The 20,196-nt window shown below is 61.1% G+C and carries 20 protein-coding genes; 10 read left to right on the forward strand and 10 right to left on the reverse strand.

Features of this window, described 5'->3' with window-relative positions; translation table 11 throughout:
* The first annotated feature begins 8 nt into the window (after positions 1–8).
* Together V4529_12745 and V4529_12750 are read left to right on the forward strand one after the other, a co-directional pair.
* Positions 9–1,424: a multicopper oxidase family protein gene (locus V4529_12745; GenBank protein ID MES2359193.1), complete on the forward strand. Its 1,416-nt coding sequence runs from the start codon at positions 9–11 to the stop codon at positions 1,422–1,424.
* 19 nt (positions 1,425–1,443) lie between these two features.
* Positions 1,444–2,136, forward strand: a complete 693-nt coding sequence (locus tag V4529_12750) for a hypothetical protein (protein MES2359194.1) — start codon at positions 1,444–1,446, stop codon at positions 2,134–2,136.
* A gap of 61 nt (positions 2,137–2,197) precedes the next feature.
* Here the strand turns inward: V4529_12750 and V4529_12755 are convergent, their stop codons facing one another.
* From V4529_12755 to V4529_12770, 4 genes are all read right to left on the reverse strand, one after another.
* On the reverse strand, positions 2,198–2,731 hold the full coding sequence (locus V4529_12755; protein MES2359195.1) for a DinB family protein: 534 nt from the start codon (positions 2,729–2,731) through the stop codon (positions 2,198–2,200).
* A 163-nt stretch (positions 2,732–2,894) separates the two neighbouring features.
* Positions 2,895–3,248, reverse strand: coding sequence for a PepSY domain-containing protein (locus tag V4529_12760; protein MES2359196.1), 354 nt, complete (start codon positions 3,246–3,248; stop codon positions 2,895–2,897).
* A 147-nt stretch (positions 3,249–3,395) separates the two neighbouring features.
* Positions 3,396–4,424 carry a YncE family protein gene (locus V4529_12765; protein MES2359197.1) on the reverse strand — a complete coding sequence of 343 codons (1,029 nt, stop codon included), beginning with the start codon at positions 4,422–4,424 and terminating at the stop codon, positions 3,396–3,398.
* 55 nt (positions 4,425–4,479) lie between these two features.
* Positions 4,480–4,941 (reverse strand): hypothetical protein, encoded by a 462-nt coding sequence (locus tag V4529_12770; GenBank protein MES2359198.1) that lies wholly within the window; start codon positions 4,939–4,941, stop codon positions 4,480–4,482.
* Positions 4,942–5,254: 313 nt separating this feature from the next.
* Here V4529_12770 and V4529_12775 point away from each other — a divergent pair, with 313 nt between their 5' ends.
* Entirely contained in the window at positions 5,255–5,632 is a 378-nt protein-coding gene (locus tag V4529_12775) for a diguanylate cyclase (GenBank protein MES2359199.1), read from the forward strand.
* 85 nt (positions 5,633–5,717) lie between these two features.
* Entirely contained in the window at positions 5,718–7,406 is a 1,689-nt protein-coding gene (locus tag V4529_12780) for an alpha/beta fold hydrolase (GenBank protein ID MES2359200.1), read from the forward strand.
* A gap of 114 nt (positions 7,407–7,520) precedes the next feature.
* Here the strand turns inward: V4529_12780 and V4529_12785 are convergent, their stop codons facing one another.
* Positions 7,521–7,940, reverse strand: coding sequence for a plastocyanin/azurin family copper-binding protein (locus V4529_12785; GenBank protein ID MES2359201.1), 420 nt, complete (start codon positions 7,938–7,940; stop codon positions 7,521–7,523).
* A gap of 356 nt (positions 7,941–8,296) precedes the next feature.
* On the opposite strand from V4529_12785, the gene V4529_12790 reads away from it, so the two are divergent.
* The gene (locus tag V4529_12790; protein MES2359202.1) at positions 8,297–9,517 is read left to right on the forward strand and encodes a histidine kinase; all 1,221 of its coding nucleotides are present in this window, start codon (positions 8,297–8,299) and stop codon (positions 9,515–9,517) included.
* On the opposite strand, the gene V4529_12795 is transcribed toward V4529_12790, so the two are convergent.
* The 3 genes from V4529_12795 to V4529_12805 form a co-directional block, all read right to left on the reverse strand.
* Entirely contained in the window at positions 9,434–10,297 is an 864-nt protein-coding gene (locus V4529_12795; protein ID MES2359203.1) for a LytTR family DNA-binding domain-containing protein, read from the reverse strand. The two genes, V4529_12790 and V4529_12795, sit on opposite strands and share 84 nt — an antisense overlap.
* Positions 10,298–10,385: 88 nt before the next feature.
* Positions 10,386–11,090, reverse strand: a complete 705-nt coding sequence (locus tag V4529_12800) for a response regulator transcription factor (GenBank protein ID MES2359204.1) — start codon at positions 11,088–11,090, stop codon at positions 10,386–10,388.
* A 142-nt stretch (positions 11,091–11,232) separates the two neighbouring features.
* On the reverse strand, positions 11,233–11,592 hold the full coding sequence (locus V4529_12805) for a nuclear transport factor 2 family protein (GenBank protein MES2359205.1): 360 nt from the start codon (positions 11,590–11,592) through the stop codon (positions 11,233–11,235).
* A 261-nt stretch (positions 11,593–11,853) separates the two neighbouring features.
* On the opposite strand from V4529_12805, the gene V4529_12810 reads away from it, so the two are divergent.
* From V4529_12810 to V4529_12830, 5 genes are all read left to right on the forward strand, one after another.
* A complete protein-coding gene (locus tag V4529_12810; GenBank protein ID MES2359206.1) occupies positions 11,854–12,951 on the forward strand; it encodes a histidine kinase in 1,098 nt (365 codons plus the stop codon).
* Positions 12,944–13,720 carry a LytTR family DNA-binding domain-containing protein gene (locus V4529_12815; GenBank protein MES2359207.1) on the forward strand — a complete coding sequence of 259 codons (777 nt, stop codon included), beginning with the start codon at positions 12,944–12,946 and terminating at the stop codon, positions 13,718–13,720. The genes V4529_12810 and V4529_12815 overlap by 8 nt, the downstream gene beginning before the upstream one ends.
* 172 nt (positions 13,721–13,892) lie before the next feature.
* The gene (locus V4529_12820; GenBank protein MES2359208.1) at positions 13,893–14,429 is read left to right on the forward strand and encodes a TlpA disulfide reductase family protein; all 537 of its coding nucleotides are present in this window, start codon (positions 13,893–13,895) and stop codon (positions 14,427–14,429) included.
* Positions 14,430–14,506: 77 nt separating this feature from the next.
* Positions 14,507–15,094 (forward strand): redoxin domain-containing protein, encoded by a 588-nt coding sequence (locus tag V4529_12825; GenBank protein ID MES2359209.1) that lies wholly within the window; start codon positions 14,507–14,509, stop codon positions 15,092–15,094.
* Positions 15,095–15,125: 31 nt separating this feature from the next.
* Positions 15,126–15,827 carry a cytochrome c biogenesis protein CcdA gene (locus tag V4529_12830; GenBank protein ID MES2359210.1) on the forward strand — a complete coding sequence of 234 codons (702 nt, stop codon included), beginning with the start codon at positions 15,126–15,128 and terminating at the stop codon, positions 15,825–15,827.
* Positions 15,828–15,922: 95 nt separating this feature from the next.
* On the opposite strand, the gene V4529_12835 is transcribed toward V4529_12830, so the two are convergent.
* Together V4529_12835 and V4529_12840 are read right to left on the reverse strand one after the other, a co-directional pair.
* On the reverse strand, positions 15,923–16,846 hold the full coding sequence (locus tag V4529_12835; GenBank protein MES2359211.1) for a c-type cytochrome: 924 nt from the start codon (positions 16,844–16,846) through the stop codon (positions 15,923–15,925).
* Positions 16,847–16,972: 126 nt separating this feature from the next.
* Positions 16,973–19,027, reverse strand: coding sequence for a pyrroloquinoline quinone-dependent dehydrogenase (locus tag V4529_12840; protein MES2359212.1), 2,055 nt, complete (start codon positions 19,025–19,027; stop codon positions 16,973–16,975).
* Positions 19,028–20,196: the final 1,169 nt, after the last annotated feature.

Genomic DNA, 20,196 nt, shown 5'->3' on the forward strand with positions numbered 1-20,196 from the left:
GGAGCCTGATGGCGGCATCGCTTGCGATGCCCATAGTACCAGTGGCTGCGCTGCATGCGCAACCCATGGTGGTGCAACAGGTCGGCTCCAAACCGGCTGCAGACACGCTCAGGAACCCGCCGGTTCTGCGCAACATCTCCTCCAAGCCGCACACGGTCGAGGTAAACATCGTCGCGGCGCCCGCCCGGATTTCTGTCCTGCCGGGCCGTCTCACCGATGTGTATGCGTATAATGGATCCATTCCGGGCCCAACGCTGGAGGCACGCGAAGGCGACCGAGTCATCATCCACTTTCGCAACGAGCTGCCGGAGGCGACAACCGTGCACTGGCACGGGGTGCATCTGCCTGCAAAGATGGATGGCAGCCCGTTCGACCCCGTGCCGCCGGGCGGACACTACGATTACATCTTCAACATCCCACGCGGAACCGCCGGAACGTACTGGTATCACCCCCATCCCGACGGACGAAGTGAGTACCAGGCCGCGATGGGATTGTTCGGCGCATTCATCGTTCGCGCAGCCAATGATCCAATAGCGACGCTTCCGGAAAAGTTGCTCATACTGTCGGATAACCGCTTCCGACCCGACGGATCGATCGAGTTCGCCGATTCGAATTCAACCCAGTCAAACATTGACATGGAGAACGGGCGCGAAGGCAACGTGCTCTTCGTCAACGGCCAGGTCATGCCTTCCATCGTGATCCGTAAGGGCGAGGTCCAGCGTTGGCGCGTGGTCAATGCGTCGGCGGCGCGCGTGTACCGGCTTGCCATCCCCGGTCAGGTGCTGCTGCACGTTGGGAGTGACGATGGTTTGTTCGAGCACGCGGTGCAAAGGAACGACATCGTGGTTGCCAACTCCGAGCGAGTGGAGCTGCTCGTTCGTGGAACAGGGAAACCCGGGAGCAACGCGGAGCTCATGGATCTGCCCTACGATCGCTACATGCCGCAGACTCGGCCGGCGGACTGGAATACGTCGCGTGTTCTGCTCGACTTGCACTACAGCGATCGGGTGATGCCGGCTCCTGTCACGCTGCCGACGACGTTTCGAGTCGTTCCAGCACTCGATACGGCCACTGCTACGGTTACGCGTACTGTCGTGCTGAGCCAGGGTATGATCAACGGACACACGATGGACATGTCACGCGTTGACATGCAGGCGTCCGTTGGCGCGACAGAGATATGGGACGTAGAGAACGTCGTTGGCATGGATCATCCATTTCACCTCCACGGATTTCAGTTTCAGGTGATCGACCGGAACGGTGTACCGGAGCCGTTCCGCAGCTGGAAGGACGTCGTCAACATCCCCAAACACGAAGCCGTGCGATTCATCGTCCGCTACGCCGACTTTCCTGGGAAGTGGATGTTTCACTGTCACATCCTCGCGCACGAGGATCATGGCATGATGGCGGTTCTGCAAGTGCGATAACCCCTGCAAGGAGGTCAAAGTGACGCGAACCTTCCTTACGCGACTGCTTGCTGTCAGCTCATTAATATCTGCCGTCGCAATAGTGGGATGGGTGCACCAGAGTCCGGACGAAGTCGGCCGCGTCGCCTTGAAGTCGAATCACCTGACGCCTTCTCCCGACGACGAGATTCTACTGGGACGATCCCTGGTATTGAATCACGATTGCGCAGGGTGTCACGGCGGTGTCAGCCCGGCATCGAAGGAGTGGCTCGCCGGCATGACGCGTCCCGACCAGGAGTTTCTGATCGGGCCCTGTGCGCTCAAGCTCGATGCAAAACCGTGCTGGCGCACGCGTCCGCGCAATCTCACACCGGACAATGCAACAGGCCTGGGGCGGTTTACCGAACGGCAGATATTCAACGCGCTGCGTTATGGCCTTCGTCCGGAAGACACGCCTGACGTCGACATCACGTCGGGTACTCCGGGCGTCGGCAACTTTCCTCAGCACCCGCACTATCTCGCTCCACCGATGCCGTGGCCGGGTTGGCGCTACATGTCCGACAGGGAGCTGCAGGCGATCGCCGCATATCTCAAGCGCGCCGTCAAACCTGTGAGCAACAAGGTTCCGGAGAGCGAAGGACCGCCCGACTTCTGGGCGAGCGTTTACACCGTCGATCTGATCGGTCCCTATCCGCCGCCGGCATTCCCCGCTGCCAACGAGCGGGTTCCTTGATGGAGAACGAAATACGGGACGGCAGCTGCGGATCGAGTCCGAGCTGCCGTCCGGTATTTCGTTATTGCGCTGGCTGGCTCGACGGCGGCACGAGCCCGAGCATGCGCATGTAGGTAACCATGTTTCCGTAATGCTCGTTGTCGTGCGTCGCGTTTACCAGGAGCACACCACCCTGCGTGAAATGCTGTCCGAACATTTCCACGGCTCCGCCCAGATTCGAGGGCGGCACTGCATACGCGCGTGCACAGTACGTATTTGACTCATCCAGTGCCTTCACGAGCTCGGCCTTGGACATGTTCCGCTTCTCGAAGTCATCTTCGGCTGGCACCTTTTCGCCAAGTGCAGCGGCGCAGAACATCATCTGAGAGCCGGCGACGTGCGCGACGAGCTGACCGAAGCTTCGAACGGTCGCGACCGGCTTGTACGCATAGGAGGATTCCGGCACCGCTGCCGCCGAACGAGCCAGGTACTTGCTGACGGTGACCCACTGGTCGCGCACTTCGGAATCGGGGGAGCGTGGCGACGAGCCAGGGGCCTGAGCGAACAAGGGCGGCGCAACAAGGAACGCCAACACAATCGCTGGGCGGATGAACATGGCGAAGCTCCTGAGCGAGAGGGGGCCGACGATACTCGAATGTCGCGCCGGTCGGGATTGCGCGCAAGGAGCAAGATGGCGTGCCCCCGCTGCTGGAATCCCTCGCCGAATAACCTTGTGCGACGGGAACAACCTGATCCCGTCGCACAACCTGCGGACCTCCCTACGGCTTCTTCGTCTCGCTCTTCGCCTCTTTTCGTTCGTCCTTCGGCGTCTCGTGTCCGACTTCCACTATCGCGCCGGTCTTTGCGTTGACGTTCACTTCGTCGATACCGCTCTTGCCGGACGTCTTCATGTCGAACGAGTAGATCAGACGTCCCTTTTCCTGTTCCAGCTCCTGCGACTGAATCGACGCTTTCGGCAGACGCTTCATCGCGATGGCGCGCGCAGAGTCGAGTGATATCTTCGCCTGCTTTGCGAGCGCAGGCGGGACGTCCGTCTTAGGCGTCGTTCCCTGTGCGAACAGGGGCGCGGCGATCAGAGTAGCGGCTGCTGCCGCGATCGATGCGATCTTCATGATGCTATCTCCTGTGATGGTTGAGCGCGGCGTGCACTTCGCGCCGATCATCTAACCATACGGCGTCAACCTGTCCCGCCGGTTACAACAGGAGCCCGATCGCCAAACGCTCGATCGGGCTCCGGTTGCACTCTCGTTGTGTAGATACTACCGACTCATCTCGATCAACACGAACGATCCCGGCAATACGGGCGGACGCCTGCGCGGTGCACCAGCTACCTGCGCGGGTGAAGGACCGAACTCCGCGGTAACTGTGTACAGTTTGTGAGTCTTTGGATCGAACGTCATGGTGCGCGCCGCTGGCATCGTCGTGATAGTCTGCAATACGGCAAACGTGCCAGGCTTCGTCTCATGCGCGACAGTGATCGTGCCGTCTCCGTTGGAGCTGAACGCGAGGCCGGTACCAGGATCGAACTTGTTTGCATCCACACCAGATCCGATCGGCACCGTACCAACCACCGCACCGCGCTTGATGTCGGACATCGCCATCACCTTGCTGTGACATCCACTGAACAGCAGCATGTGCGCGCGATCGATCGCCAATCCACTCGGCGACTGGCACGGTGCCAGCGGCCAGCGACGGACAACCTTCATGGTGCGCGTGTCGATCTCGACGATCTGACTCTTGTCCTCGATGTTGGCGTACACCTTACCGTTGCCGCCACTGACACCGAATTCCGGCTTGCCGTCCAGCGGAATGTTGGTGATGAGCTTGCCAGTTACCGGGTCGATCACCGATGACGAGCCAGCGTCACCATTCATCGTGAAGATCCTGTTCGACGCATCATCGTAGAGAATTGCATCATCGTCCACTGCAGCAACCGTCTTGCCGAGTACGCGGAGCGTCTTGAGATCGAACATGTACACGGTGCTGTCTTCGCCTGATGTCACGAACCCATGTCCTGCATGGTATGCGAAGGCGACACCGTGCGCACGGTTGAGTCCCTTGATCTCACCAAGGAGCTTTCCGTTGGACGGATCCACCACCATTACGCGATTTTCGCGTGCAATGAAGATGCGGTTCCCGACAGTATCGAACGCAAGGTAGTCCCAGCTTCCGTCGCCGCCGAGCTTGTAGCGGTTGGTGATGTGGTACTGGCCGTTCTGTGCGGCAAGCGCGAGTGGAACCGCAAGCGTCGCGATCAGGGCGAGCTTACCGATGGTACGTAATGTCATTTACGGTTCTCGAATAGACGCGGGACGATGGCTGCCACGGCATCACTACCTGCAGCTACGGTTTGATCGGGAACGGTGCGTCGCGGAAGACTTCCGCTTCTGTCTTGTATCCGCCGCGTGGTGCCTGTTGCACCGGCGTTGGACGACGTGTCGCCTCACCGGTTGCGGGCGTTGGTGTCACGGCAGTCGGTGCGGCAGCTACTGCTTGCGGTGGCGTCACAGGCTGCGGCGCAGCTGCGACCGGCTGGACAACTGCAGGCGGCGGCGCTCTGTGCTCGGCGACCTGTTTCTGCGCTGGAGCGGGCGCGCGTTGCGCGTCCGGGGCTCGCTCGACCGCAGAAACTACATCGCGACTACCGGATGCGGGAGCGAGCGTGAGCGAAGACGATGTCGACGACGCCGCGTCGAGATCTCTGCTCAGATCCGAAGACGGCTTGGCCGGCGCGTTGCACGCCGCCACGCCAGTGACAGCGACCAACGTCATTCCAGATAGCCATACCAAGCGTCGTGTCTTCACCGCATCCTCCACAGGATCATCAGTTGAACCTACGATCTATAGTACTCCCTACCCGCCTGTCCGAGCCATCGAATACCGCGAAAGCCCGAATCGAACGACCGTTCGAAGAATTTACCCGTCAGACTTGAGCGAATCACTTGTATGTGCCCGTTTCCTGCAAGGGTAGGGTGATTTGTCAGTGTATCGGGGGCATCGAAGGGTGGATACGTTTCTTGGGAGAGCACTTACTGACGCCGCGACGGGCCTGCCGAACATCCCCTATTTTCGGATAATTCAGAACTGGGAGGAGCGGAGGGCCAGGCGCAGGAACACCATGGTCAGAGTAATACGCGTCGCCGCCGAGGGCGGCGCCGAGAGCCTGCGGCGCGCCCTGCTGTGGCGACTCTGCCAGGAGCTCCGGACTTCGGACCTGATCGCGTCGGAGGGGAAAGACACATTCCACATCCTGCTGACCACGCCGGATGCCGAGAATGCCGCCGCGATCGCAGAGCGAGTTCAGCGCCTCGGCGCCACGCTCGGGGAGTCCGCCAACCTCGAAGGCTCGCCGCTCGTGCTACGGACGGCAATAGAGCCGCCGACGGAACATGTCGCCGAGAAGGGACCCTGCGACCCATGTGAGGACCACGAACTCATCAGACAGCCACCGCCCGCGGCGCGTGGTGACGGGCCGGCATCTGACGATCCGGCCTGATCGCACCAGGCGGAAAGCGCTGGCGCTGGCCCGGCCCCGGGCCGCAGGGCATTTTCAATGCTCACCAATAACCCGGAAGTTTCGTTTGACTGACGAACTCGGATCGCGCGCATGCAGGGCTGTCAGGCGTGCGCGTCCCATGCACGCAATCGCTGGAAATTGCTTCGGTGCGCTGATCGCGCTGGTTCTGTGCATCGGGACGAATGCGCTCGCACAATCCACAAAATCTGCACCGCGTAAATCCTCGAGTAAATCTGCGCCCGACAAGTCTGCGTCGATAAAGAGCGCCGAGTCTTTTGTGTTGAAGAGCGGCAATGACACAATCGCCGTCGAGACCGTGCAACAGAACGGCAACGACATCAGCGCGGCGATGGATGCGCGCGGCAGCAGTCGTTACACGCTGGATGTGAAAGTCGATTCGCAGAGTCTCGTGTCACGTCTCGAGATCAAGGCGTACAGTCAAGCGGGCACGACACCGACGGCACACGCAATCGTCGCGATCGTCGATGATAGTGTATTCGCACAGGTCGGTACGGGAATACAGCGCGCCGCCACGAAAGTCGGGGCAATTCCGTGGGTCAATCCGTCGTTTGCATTGCTGCAGGTACTCGTGCAGCGCGCACGTCGACTCGGAGCGGGACCGGTCACGATCCCTCTCTTTCTCATCGAGGGCGGCAGCACCGTCTCGGCGACTGTCACGCGGCTCGGCGCGGATTCCACGATCGTCGACGTGGGTGGCGCAGAGCTGCGGTTGCACACGTCACCGAATGGAGAGGTTCTGGGCGGCGCAGTTCCCGCCCAGCATTCGGAGATCGTACGTCACACGATTCCGTATTCCGCGACCGGTGTCGCGCTCGCCAAGCCCGATTATTCCGCACCGGCGAATGCGCCGTACACGAGTGAAGAAGTGAGGGTGACTACTCCCGGGTCGTTCGTACTGGCTGGAACACTCACGATGCCCAAACGCCGGAACGCACGCGTTCCCGCGGTGGTCATGATAACGGGTTCTGGACTGGAGGATCGCGACGAAACCATCCCCGGTGTGGTTGGTTATCGTCCGTTCCGCCAGATAGCCGATACACTCAGCGCGCGCGGTATCGCGGTCCTGCGCATGGACGACAGGAGCTTCGGCGCATCGGGCGGCGATGCTGCTTCGGCCACGACGGCCGATTTTGCGAATGACATCCGCGCTGCGCTTGCATATCTCAAGTCGCGCCCCGACGTAGATGACGGGCACCTCCTTTTGATCGGACACAGCGAAGGTGGCGAGATCGCGCCGATGATTGCAGCAACCGATCCATCGCTCGCGGGAATCGTGACGCTCGCTGGACCGGCGTCGACCGGCCGCGAGATCAGTCACGCACAGCTCGAATACGCTGTCACGCGTGACACTGCGCTCAGCGCCGTGCGGCGCGATTCCATACTCAAGGGACAGGACGCGATCCTGGATTCGGCGGCGGCGCATCAACCGTGGGTGAAGTACTATCTGTCGTACGATCCGATCGCCACGGCCAGGAACGTACGCGTTCCCGCTCTGGTGCTTCAGGGTGGCAACGATCGGCAGATCAGCCCGGATCAGGCGGAGAAGCTCGCGGCAGCGCTACGGGCTGGTGGCGACAAGGATGTTACGGTGCACGTCTTTCCGGAGCTCGACCATCTATTCCTGGTGGATCCGACCGGTGATCCGAGCGGTTATGCGAGGTTACCGTCGAAACTCATCGGTGCTGACGTCCTGGGGACGATCGCCGATTGGGTGAGCGAGCACTCGAACTAGAGCGATCAACGTGGAGTGCAGGGCGAGTCGTGGTGACGCACAATGTCGGATGGGGTTGATCCGCGGCGAGTGTAGCGGATGCGAGACCAACCCCACCCTCCATCCCAGCTTCAACTACGGACCGTAGCCTGGAGGTGGCGCCGGATTGTTCGTCGTCGACGATGCGGCGACGATGATGGTGCCAGTCATCTGCGGATGGATCGTGCAGTGGAACGTGTAAGTCCCAGCTGTGCTGAATGTGCGCGAGATCGACGTGTTTGCATTGACGCCGGTTATGTCGCCGGGCGGATTGGTTCCGGTATCGAACTTCACCGCATGCCCCACCGTTCCGAAGGCGAAGGTCACCGTACCGCCGGGCGCGATGGTGACGGCGTTGGGCGAGAAAGCCAGTTGTGCTGTAGCGGCTACCGTCGCGGTTTGGGGGGACGGCCCCGGCGGTCCCATGGTTCCGCTTCCGCTCGCGCCTGACGATCCGCATCCGACGAGTCCTGCGGCGAGTACTGCGGTAGCCAGTGTCAGGTTTCCAAGGTGCATTTCGGGTACCTCTGTTGTAGAGATGAAGTCTTACCTGTGGATATCTGATTTGCGTACATGTACGTAACAACCACATTGCGAGAGAGCGCATTCGCAGCACGGTGAATCGCATGTGATTGTCGGTCAACGATTCGCACTGCGCGATGTAGTTGTCTGCGTGGATTTCGTTGGCATTCGCGATGAGTATTGCGATGCGAGTTGACTGATGTCACGAGCATTTGCACCGGCACATGCATGCGACAATCACGGCTTGCCGTTGACGGACGCAAACACGCCGTCCAAGCGCAGGGATATACCGTTCACCGTATTGCGATTCATGATGCTATTATTACAGGATGTCACGGGGCGTCCAAGCGATGGGTAGAACCGTTACGCCGGCCTCCGGCGCCGCATCTGATACCGGGATGAGCGGCCTCCGGTGGAGGACGCTCATCGCGATCTGGTCGCTTCCCGCCTTCGTCGCGTCGTACTCTTCATATGTAGCCGCCGGCGCCCAGGGGCACCCGATTGCGTTCTGGCGAGCGCTCGCGATGCAGTGTCCGGGATGGTATGTGTGGGTGCCGCTCACGCCAGTCGTGTTTGCGCTTGCGAGAAGATTCCCCGTCGAGCGGCGTCCGAATCTTCGCACCGTCGGCGTGCACGTGGCGTTTCTGATTCTCGCGCTCGTCCTGTACACCACGGTCTACGTCTGGGCCAACATCGAGTTCAGGCCGTCACCGCTCGCGCTCACGCCTGCGTTGGTCAAGTCGGTGCTCGTCGGCTCGATCGTCATGACGCTGGTGCTGTACGCCGCAACGCACACAACGTGTCTCGCTTTGGAATATGCAACGCGCGATCGCGAGCGCGAGCGGCGCACACTGGAGTTGGAAGCGCAGCTTGCCCGCGCGGAACTGCATACGCTCCGCGCACAGTTGCATCCGCACGTTCTGTTCAACGCGCTTCACACTATCGCCTTGCTGGCGCGCCGCGATTCCAATGAAGCGATCCGCGTTACCGTGCTGCTCGGCAACGTTCTCCGAAGCGTGCTCGACAGCGGTGGCACCGACGAGCGTCCGCTGCGCGAAGAGATATCGCTGATACAGCAGTATCTGGCGATCGAGCTCGTGCGCTTCGCCGACCGGCTTCAGGTGGTGTGGGAAATCGAGGACGAAACGCAGGACGCGATGGTTCCAACGTTGCTGTTGCAGCCCCTGGTGGAAAACGCGCTCCGCCACGGAATCGCGCGCAGCGTGAATGGTGGCACCGTAGTCGTTTCAGCACAACGGTCGGAGCAGAGCGTGTGCATCACGGTCTGGAACAACGGACCGTCGTTGCCCGGTGGCAGAATCGGGCGCCGCGGTGTGGGGCTGCAGAACACGGAAGAGCGGCTGCACAGGCTCTATGGTGACGCCGGACGCCTTACCATCGTCAATGATCCGCGCGGCGGGGTGAGTGTCCGCGTCTGCGCGCCGTGGCGTACCGCCGATGTCGCGGCACCCGGTGACAAGGCGGAGCTAGTGGTCGGTCCCTACACCACGTACAGCGTGACTCGCGAGGCGAACTCGGATCTCGTCGTAGCGTCGACGCCCGACAGGTAGCCGCGTCCCGTCACGCAGTACCATCGCGGCTGATCCGTCACGTTCGCGCCTCAGCTCGGCAATCTGATCGACGTTCACCAGAATCGATCGATGCGCGCGCGCGAAGTTGTTCGGATCGAGATCCTGTTCGATCGCGCCGAGTGTGCCGCGCAGTAGATGCGCCTTTCCCTGCGAATGGACGACGATGTAATCGTTGTCGGCCCCGATCCATTCGACGGTATTCACCGGCACGATGATTGTACGCACGCCATGCGGAATCAGAATGCGCTGTACGTACGCCTTGGGTGTGGCTGCAGCCGCAGACGGCGCGAAATCATTCCGCGCCAGCGACAACACTGCCTGGCTCAGCCGCTCCGCCCGTATGCGCGCATGCAACCGTCGCACCCGATCCATGCAGCGAGCGATTCTCGCATCGGTGAACGGCTTGACGAGGTAATCCGACGCGGCGAGGTTGAACGCTTCGATCGCATAGCTGGAATACGCCGTGACGAAGACGAAGATCGGCAGCTCTTCCGGCGGCGCTTCTTCCTGCAAGGTGCGTACGACGTCGATTCCGTTGACGTCGGGCATCTCGACATCCAGAAAAACGACATCCGGCCGGTTAGCGCGGATCATCTTGATCGCCTCTCTGCCGTTCCTGGCGCCCGGAAGTACTTCGATCCCATCCAGTGCGGCGAGGATATGGCCAAGTCCGTCGCGCGCGATGGCCTCGTCATCCGCTACCAGAGCGGTAAGTGTCGCCGTGGGCGTCGTGGCCGAATTCGACTCGTCGGACGTCATACCATGGAGAATACCATCCGACGGCGTAAAGGGCGAACCAGCACGCCTAATGGTCGGTGGCACGGGCTGAACGGTCGGCCTCGCGGGTCTAGCTGATACGCTGCCCGGCGAAGCGATATCCACGTTTCCGGACTGTCATCAGATAGCGCGGCTCGGACGGCACCGGCTCCAGCTTGCGCCTGAGCTCAGCGATGTGAATGTCGACTGTGCGTGTGACCACTTCCGAGTGGTAGCCCCAGACCACCTTGAGCAACGTCGCGCGCGAGGCGATGGCGCCGCGCATTCGTATCAGCGCGACCAGCAGGTCGAATTCCTTGGTCGTGAGCGCAACAGGTACTCCGTTCTTCCTGACGGCGCAGGCAGGAATATCGATCTCGACGTCGCCGAAAGCGAGCACGGTCGCAGTATCATCATCGCTCGGCGCTGATTCCTGTACCAGAGTCTTGAGTCGCGCCAGAAATTCGGTGGGAGCGAACGGCTCGACCGTGCACCTGCCGCCCATCGACGCTCCCAGGGCGGAAGACCCGGTCCCCGACGCCCATGGAGCGAGTATCAGAATCGGTGTGTCTCGGCTCGCCGAGCGCGGCGTGCTGATCATCGAAAGTGGCGGTGCATTGGGAGTGCAGGATGCAACGACGATAGCACCGGGGCGATTCACCAGCGTGCTGCTCGCGATTCTGAGATCGTCGGCTCTCTGAACGTCGTAACCAGCGGCGGCCATGAGTCTGTCGATGCCGAGCGCCGCGCCATATTCCGCGCCGATTATGGTGATGCACTGTGCTGGGTTGGCCATGCGTCAGCTCCGTTCAGTGGTGAACAACTACACGCAATGCTAACGTAACCCGTACAATGCTGTCCTGTCGCCGACATTGCGGTGAGGTGCACCGGCCGCGCGGCGAACGGTCCCATTCGCCGCATTCATGCACCCGCCGCAGCTATTGCCGCACCATGGTCTCCTGCGCGGCAGTAGCCTGCCAGCGCCCGTCCAGATACCGGAGCACATCGGTGAAGCGAAGCGTGGATACCGGCTTGTTGTCCGCACCGGCGATCGTATTCAATCCCCGCACCAGTACAGTGTTGTCGAAGCGATCGATACGCCACTCGCTGAAATGCTGAGTCAGTCCCGGCGGGGTTACCGGGGCGCTCGCGAGCACGTCACGTCTGGTTCGCAACATGCCCTGCCAGTTGGTATCGACAAAATTGTTGGCCAGCATGCATCGTAACGTGGTGGTGTCATGCGCAACCGCCGCCGTCGCCCATGTCGTTTCGAACGACACGACGGCGGAGTCCGTCATGATCCTGTGCATTGTTGGCGCGCAGGAGGATCGTTGCGCACCAGCAGGCGCAACAGCGGCGATTATCCAGAGGCTGGTCGCTGCAATTGATGCGAATCTCATTCAACCGCTCGTTCGTTCAGATCCACAGCCATTCACGGGTAGAATGGCCGCCCGTCCCGGATACGACCCGCTTGTCCCACGGGTATGGACAATCGACGTCATGATCGATTAGTCATAGGGTGAACTTACGCATTTTTTCTCCCACTATAGCTTGGTGGCATGAGAGTGTTCTGGCGGCGCGCAGAGATCGTCGTGGTCGTGGCCACCGCGGTCGGCCTCCTGATGTTCGGATATCACTACCTCGACTTCGTGACGCGGGGAGTGTCCGTGCCGATCTACGATCCTCTCATAAGCGAGATGACCGGCGCATGGGGCGCGATTATCCTGCTGATGGGCCCCGTGCTTCCCATTGTACGCAGGATTCAGAAGCGTGGTGGCGCCCTGGCAGTACCGTTTCACCTTGCCGTGCTCGTTGGCTTCTCTGTCCTGCACACGTCATGGAACGCCGTCACGCGGCAGCTCCTGTACACGATCTTCGGGCTCGGTCACTACGATTACGGAATCATGCCGACGCGCTATTTCATGGAATTTCCCATGGATGTGATCGCGTACGCATTGTTCGTATCCCTCGTGACGCTGGTAGATCACTATGGCGCGTCTCGCGATCGCGAGGTGCAGGTTGCGCGACTGGAAGGAGAGCTCAACAGGCTGCGGCTCGCGACGCTCGAGTCTCAGCTGCAACCGCATTTTCTTTTCAATGCACTGAACACCGTGTCGTCCGTGATGTACGAGGATCTCGCTGCCGCGGATAGCATACTCGCGTCTCTCGCCGATCTGCTGCGCCGCACACTGCGCTCGTCGCCGGGCCCGGAAGTATCGCTGCAGGATGAGCTCGAGACGTTGGACCTCTATCTCGCGATAATGCGCGCGAGGTTTGCGGACAGACTCACTGTCGATGTCGATATTTCCGATGACGTACGTCGCGCGGCCGTCCCACCGCTGTTGTTGCAACCGCTCGTTGAAAATGCGCTCAAGCACGGCGATCCAGGGCCTTCGATTCCGGCGCATGTCACGCTGCGAGCCCGACAATCAGGCGGCGATCTTCTGCTCGAAGTCCAGGACAACGGCCTTGGAATCACGGGATCTCCCGAAGCTGCAATCGGAAAGGGGATAGGACTCGGCAATACCAAGCGTCGCCTCGACCATCTCTATGGCGACCACCACCAGCTGGCGTTGCAGAACAGATCGTCTGGCGGTCTCAGTGTCACGGTCAGGATCCCGTTCCACCGTATCGCGCCGGAGGCGACTCATGAGTAACGCAGCCGGCCTCAAGGTGCTGATAGTGGATGACGAGCGCCCCGCTCGGCAGAAGCTGCGCAGATTGCTTGGCAGTGATACGGAGGTCGTTGCGATATATGAAGCGGCCGACGGCGTCGCGGCGATCGAGACGATCCGCAACGAAGCACCCGATGTAGTATTTCTGGACGTCCAGATGCCGGGCGTGGACGGGTTCGGTGTTGTTGATGCGCTGCCACCCGATGCGTTGCCCCACCTGGTATTCGTCACGGCTTTCGACACATACGCCGTGCGAGCGTTCGACATGCACGCCGTCGACTATCTGCTCAAGCCGTACGATGCCGAACGGTTCGAGCGTGCGTGGGCGCGTGCCAAGGAGACCGTCGCGGGCAGGCTAGTCGGCGAGGAGCGCGACCGTTTGCGCCGATTGGTCGAGGACGCCGAGGCTTCGCGCCCGCAGCGCGCAGAACGGATACTCGTCGAATCGGGCGAGCGCGTATTATTGATTTCCGTGGACAGGATCGACCGTATCGAGTCAGTGCGAAATTACGTGCGGCTGAAGGTTGGACCGGATGTCTACCGCGTTCGCGCCACCCTGACGCAATTCGAGCGGCGGCTCGATCCCGTGAAATTCGTGCGCATCAGCCGCTCGCAGATCGTGAATCTCGATCGCGTCGCCGAGCTCAGGCCCTGGTCGCACGGAGACTATGTAGTCGTGATGCGCGACGGCTCGCAGACGCGGTTGAGTCGCCGTTACCGGGACGGGCTGGATCGATTCGGACTTTCCTGACCCGGGCGCCGGGCGGGGCACTCCGCCGGCGTGGGGCGGCCAGCTTGTCGCTCAACCATCTGTATCAACCGCTCGCCGCGCGATGGCGGTCATCGGCGGACGTTACGTCAGATGCCGCGGTGCAGTGGCCATATTTATAGTTTGTGGGGTATCTTCGCACCGTGGCCCAATCATGATATCACAGCTCTCATATACTACTCCTGCACGCAGGATATCTCACCGCATCCTTCACGCCGCCCTGGCCGCGGCCTTGCTCGTCGGCGCCAGGCCCGTCGTGGCGCAGTCGGGTGAGGGAATCGCGATCGGGGCGATGGCGCCGGCAGTGACCGTCGCCGACGTGTCCGGCAAATCCGTTCGCGTGACGCCGACGATCGGACGCCCCATGCTGATCGAGTTCTGGGCGACGTGGTGTGAATTCTGCGAGCGTCTCGAGCCGACGATGAAGGCGACGTACAGCAAGTACGGCGACAAGGTTCAGTTTGCAGCGATCGCCGTGAACGTGAATCAGTCGCCCAGGCGCGTCGCGAAGCACGTGAAGGATCGGTCGCTCAAGTATCCCGTGTACTACGACGACAGTGGCAAGGCAACCGATGCATACGATGTCGCAGCCACTTCTTTCGTCGTGATCATCGACAAGAAGGGGAGGGTCGCGTACACGGGCGTTGGCGACAAGCAGGATCTGGACGCGGCCATTCGCGGCGTTCTGTAGTCAATTCGGTTGTCAGCACGGTAATCAGTTCTTCAATCCATCCCGTAGTTCGTCCGTAACTCTCCAGCAGCGAGTCGATGACAATGTTCAGGATCATGAAATTCCCGGCAATCGCGATGTTGATGGCAGCGCCATTCTGTTTGAAGGCCCAGGGATCGATGGGTGGAATGGCGATGCCTCCGGCGCAGGCTTCATCCGCACCCGAAGTGGGCACGATGGCGCCTGATTTCACGGCGCAGGGCGCGGACCAGTCCGGTACGCATGCTGTATCTCTCAGTTCCCTGCGCGGGCACGTTGTCGTGCTGGCGTTCTATCCGGCGGATCGGTCGAGCGGATGCACTCACGAGCTCAACAAGTTCCGCGATGAGTACTCCAAGATATTCGGATCCGATGTAACGGTGCTTCCCATCTCGCTCGACAGCCTCGAATCACACGTGAGCTGGGCACACGACTCGAAATTCCCATTCACGCTCGTCGCCGACAACGGCGGAAAGATCGCGAGCACGTATGGCTCGTTGATGGCGGGGCGTCCGTACGCCAGCCGGACCGTGTTCGTGATCGGCAAGGATGGCAAGATCGTGAGCCGCAACATGAAGTTCGGTGCACTGGATCAGCACGCCTACGACGATCTTACCGCGGCGATCGCGAAGGCGAAGACCGAGTAGCACGACAGTCGGGAAACTGTAGCTCGGAAGCGTGGATCTCTCCCAGATCGGAATCCGGCTGTCGCAGAGTCCTGCGACAGCCATTCCGATCCTGTTCTTCACCGGCGTCCTCACCAGCCTGACGCCGTGCATCTATCCAATGATTCCGATCACCGCGGCAATAGTCGGTGGTCAGTCGGTTGGCCGCAGCACTCGCCGCGGCGTCGCGTTGACCCTGATGTACGTCTTCGGGCTCTCGCTGGTTTACGCGCTGCTCGGGTTGCTCGCGGGGCTCACGCAAACGCTGTTCGGCACTGTGAGTGCGAGTCCGTGGGCAGCACTCGTCACCGGCAATCTGCTGCTTCTATTCGGTCTCTGGATGCTCGACGCGATTCCGATCCGAATCCCCTCCGCACTACTCGGCGGCGGACGCACCGAATCGGTCAGTTCGCTCGGCGGCGCATTCATAATGGGATGCGCATCGGGACTCGTCGCGGCACCGTGTTCCGCGCCAGTGCTCGCCGCGGTTCTCACATGGGTCGCGGTGACCAAGAGCGCGGTACTCGGCTTCATCTACCTGTTCGTCTTCTCCATCGGCATGTGCGCGTTGCTGGTGGTAGTCGGAATATTCGGCGCAACATTCGCGCGATTGCCGAAGTCAGGGATGTGGATGGTATGGGTCAAGCGCGCGCTCGCGCTCGTGATGCTCGGCGCTGCGGAGTACTACTTCGTCCACGCCGGCTTGACGATGTAGGCGTGTTCCACGCGCACTCTGGATCTCGCGTGTCGAGCGCCGCACGGGTGCGCTGCAGGACTCAACCGATTCCATCGGGCTGCAATACAACGCCGTTAGAACGCCGCAGGCAACAGGCGTCGCGGTGGATCGAACGCCTTGTGACCGCGCGTGTCGTACGGGACGTCCCGCGGCGCACCTCCATTCGGCCAGTCCAGCTCCTTCCCGTGTGAATCACGTCGCGGATGAGACACGACAAACGCCGCGACGTCGTATGCTTGCTGATCGCTCAATATGCCAGCCGAATCGAACGGCATGTTGTGTCTGATGAACGACGCCGCGCGCTCCATACGCGCCAGCGACGCCCCTATCGAATAGGAGCGGGGCCCCCAGAGAGGGGTTGCAGGTGGTATCCCCTGTCCATCGGCGCCATGGCAACGCGCGCACCGCGCGGTAAATATCGATGCGCCACGTGACGTCTCGCCGCTCATATCAGGCATCTTCGGCAACCCTTCGCCGCTCACGTGACTCCCCACCGCCACTCCGTGCGACACGAGCGCGAGATATGTAACTATGTCGTTCATCTCCCTGCTGTCTGACGGAATATTTCGCCCCGCCATGCTGCGCCGCATGCAGTTGTTGACACGATCCTGGATCGTGATCACGCGCCCGTCGCGCGTCGCATAGTTGGGATAGCGTGCGTACGCGCCCGTCAACGGAATCCCGTTTGGGCGTCGGCCGTTGTCGACGTGGCAACTGAAGCAGCGGAGTGAATTGCCGACGTAGCCGGGCAGGCTGTCGCGCGTTGCCGCAAGAATCGCGAAGCCGCGCCGCGCCGACGCCCCTTCCGGGCCGGATGGATATGTCGCGGAATCGTAAAGCGTCACAATCGTTCTGGACGCGATCGTAGTCGTACTGCTCGTGCGAAGACTGTCGCGCGCGTTTGCAGCATCATTCGCACGAGTGCCACACGCGAGCGACGCAAGCGCAACTACGCTGGCCGTAATGCGAAGCATGAATTCCCGTCCAACTCCTGACATCGGTCCTCCGTGGAGCGCTGCAACGTCCCAGGCAATGGGAAGGTAACGCTCCACGGAGGACCTGCGCGACCGCTGGTCGAGCCCGCCAGCCGCGATCGCCAGCCGCGGCCGCCAGCTACGCGGGCATCACTGTTGCGCCGGCAGCGCGAACGCCATCACGTAGTCGCCAACGCCGAATTCCTTGCCTCCGCCGGCCGTGATCACCATGTACTGCCTGCCATCCCGTCCGCTCACGTAGGTCATGGGCGTCATGCGAGCGCCTGCCGGAAGTCGAGCGCTCCAGAGTTCGTTTCCGTTCGCCGCATCGTAAGCGCGCACCATGCGGTCCAGTGTGCCGGCCTGGAATATGACTCCGCCCGCGGTCACGATGGGGCCGCCCAGCGCCAGACCACCCCATTTCTCGCGGCCCGGCCCGCCCGTTGGCCAGCCGCCGAGCGGCACTTCCCAGCGCCGCGCGCCGGTCGACATGTCGATTGCAATCAGCGTTCCGAATGGCGGCTTGACGCACGGTACGGAATCCGGACCGACCAGCAGGGAACGGCGTCGCATCACATACGGAGTTCCGTGCATGTGTGTGTATTCGTATCCCAACCGCGAATCGGAGCTGCTGATGCCGTCGCGCTTGTATTCAACCGAGTCGATGAGCTGCACCATCGCCGGAATGCGATTCGCCGGCACGATGATCGTGTTGGTGCGAGCGTCGAAAGCCACTCCGCCCCATGCCGCGCCGCCGACGTTGGATGGACGTTGAATCGTGCCGCGCAGGCTTGGCGGCGTGTACATCCCATCGTTGCGAAGAGACCGCGTCATGGCGCGACAGGCGGCAAGCGTCTCCGGTGTATCGCCCCATATCTCTGTCGAGTCGATTCCCTGGGGCGTGAGCGGAGCAATGACAGTGTTGAAAGGCTGCGTTGGCCAGCTCTGCTCGCCAGGAACGTCGCTGCGTGGCACCGGGCGCTCCTCGACCGGAAAAACTGGTTTTCCAGTAGCTCGATCGAGCACGAACAACTGACCCGTCTTGGTTGCCTCGACCACGACATCCTGCTTGCGCCCGTCCTTCGTGATGGTGACGAGCGCGGGCGGTGCTGCATTGTCGTAATCCCACAGATCGTGGTGCACCGTCTGGAATTCCCACACCACCTTGCCGGTCGATCCACGCAGTGCAACTATGGAATTTGCGTAACGGTTGTCACCCAGCCGCTCGCCGCCATAGTAATCGGGACTGGGACTCGTGGTGGGCAGAAAGACGAGATCCCGCGCCGAGTCGACCGCCATCACCGACCAGACGTTCGCTGCACCCGTGTTGTGGCCGTTCGGGCCGCCCCAGCTCTTGTAGTGCGGATCGGATGGATCCTGGGTGACAGGATCGAATCCCCACCGGCGCGCTCCGGTCCGTGCGTCGAACGCGCGCACTTCCCCGCTTGGCTTGTCGACACGTCCGTTGTCGCCAATGCTCGAGCCGATTACAACGAGACCATCGATGATGACTGGCGGAGACGTCTCCACATATTCTCCCCAGTTCGTAAGCGGTGGATTGCGCAGCCCTTGCTTGAGATCGATCGTGCCGTGATCGCCGAAATCATCGCACACCTTTCCGGTGTGGCCATCGATCGCGATCAGACGTGCATCGACCGTCGCCAGGAAGATGCGCATCGCGCATGGAGCATCATGGTTGGCTGCCGCATCGATCCATGCCGTGACGCCGCGGCTTGCGAAATCACCGGGATCGACCGCGCGATCGACGTGCGCATCGAACACCCATAACTCCGAGCCGCTCGTCGGATCGAGCGCGATTACTCTGCCGAGCGGAGTGTTCAGATACATGACTCCGTCGATCACGATCGGAGTCGTCTCGAACTCCGCGCGATTTTTCGCAGCGAGCTCGGGACGTGTTTCGCCCGTGCGGTAGGTCCACGCAAGCGTGAGTGAATGCGCGTTCGCGGGAGTGATCTGCGACGCTGGCGAGAATCGTGTACCGGCGGCATCGTAGCCATAGGATGGCCAACCGATCGCGTGGAAGGCGGCGGAGCCCGCGACGCGTACGCCGCCGTCCGTCGTGGCCAGCTCCGCGGCTGTGTGCGGTGTTGTGGCGCACGCAGAGAGAGCGAGTGCGCCGGCAGCCGTCATCAGTGCAATCAACCGGTCGAGCACCCACGTCCTAGGATGAGATACAATCTGCATCATGAGTCGTGTTGGATTGAAGTTTTCCGGGACACGCCGCTACGCACCGAGCGCCCGTTACTGGTGAAACTCGCAGGGATGCCGACCCGCCAGCAACGGATTTGGGACAGACGGGACTGGCACGGGAGGAAGGGGACTGAGGTCGGCAATTTTCGGGAGTCGCCAGCGAATTAGACTTTATCGCCAGACTAGCAGGTCAGGCCCCGTGTTGAGCCACGCGCGATGATGCGATCATGTTGTTGCACTGCCAGTTGGACTCAGCGATCACCGTCAACGCGGAGGGGCTCAGACGCAACACAAGACGGATGAGGTAATCGCAACTTCCTTTGGCGTGCCTGCGGTATCCAATTACTCATCTACTATGGTGCATTCAGCTCTTCACCGTTGTACTGGATCCGCCGTAGAGTCGCCTGGTTCCGCGGGATGGCCAGGACCGATCGCCCCTGCATCTCGATTCCTACTGAATGCAACGATAACTGCGGCAGAGGAACCACGGTACAATGTTACGCTAAAGCCGGCGTTTGATTTGGTACGGTGCTCTCGTGCATCCCCGACAATTACGATAACTGGCGAATGACTGACGACGATCCCGGAAATTGGTACTGAATCTCGCGGGTCGATTCGGGTTCCGTGCAAGGAATCAGCTTTCATCCATGCGTAGCGCGCCCTCCACGAAACGGCGCACGCCTCAGCAGGTGAGAAGTCCTTCTTTGAAGGCCAAACTCGAATTGGAGCCAGCTTTGACGCGCTTTCAGGACAGTGATACTCTTTCACCCACGCACGGACGAGCGGTGTATCTCCAAATCTGGACGTCGTATGTCGATCTGTCGCAACAACTCTTTGCGTAACATCTTGGCTGATCGCAAAACTTGAAACGGCGATCAGCGATAGTACCGCAGCAGAGTTCAGGATGTACGCAATTGTCATGTGGCCACCATTAGTAGGCTGACCATATCAGCCCCGCCTCGACACCCGGATTAACTCCATCGTACGGGCGATAGTAGAGTTCACGATGCTGCGTGACTACAACTCCAATTTCATGGAGATTATTCCAGATCGCCTCGTCGTGCGCATCATAACGATCTGAGCTATTCTCTAAACGTGTGGAAATGGACATAAGCGAAAGGCGGTGACACCTTCTCTGGTGAGACCAATCACCACCGGCCTTG

The organism is Gemmatimonadota bacterium, from assembly GCA_040388625.1.
Taxonomy (GTDB): Bacteria; Gemmatimonadota; Gemmatimonadetes; order Gemmatimonadales; family Gemmatimonadaceae; genus Fen-1247.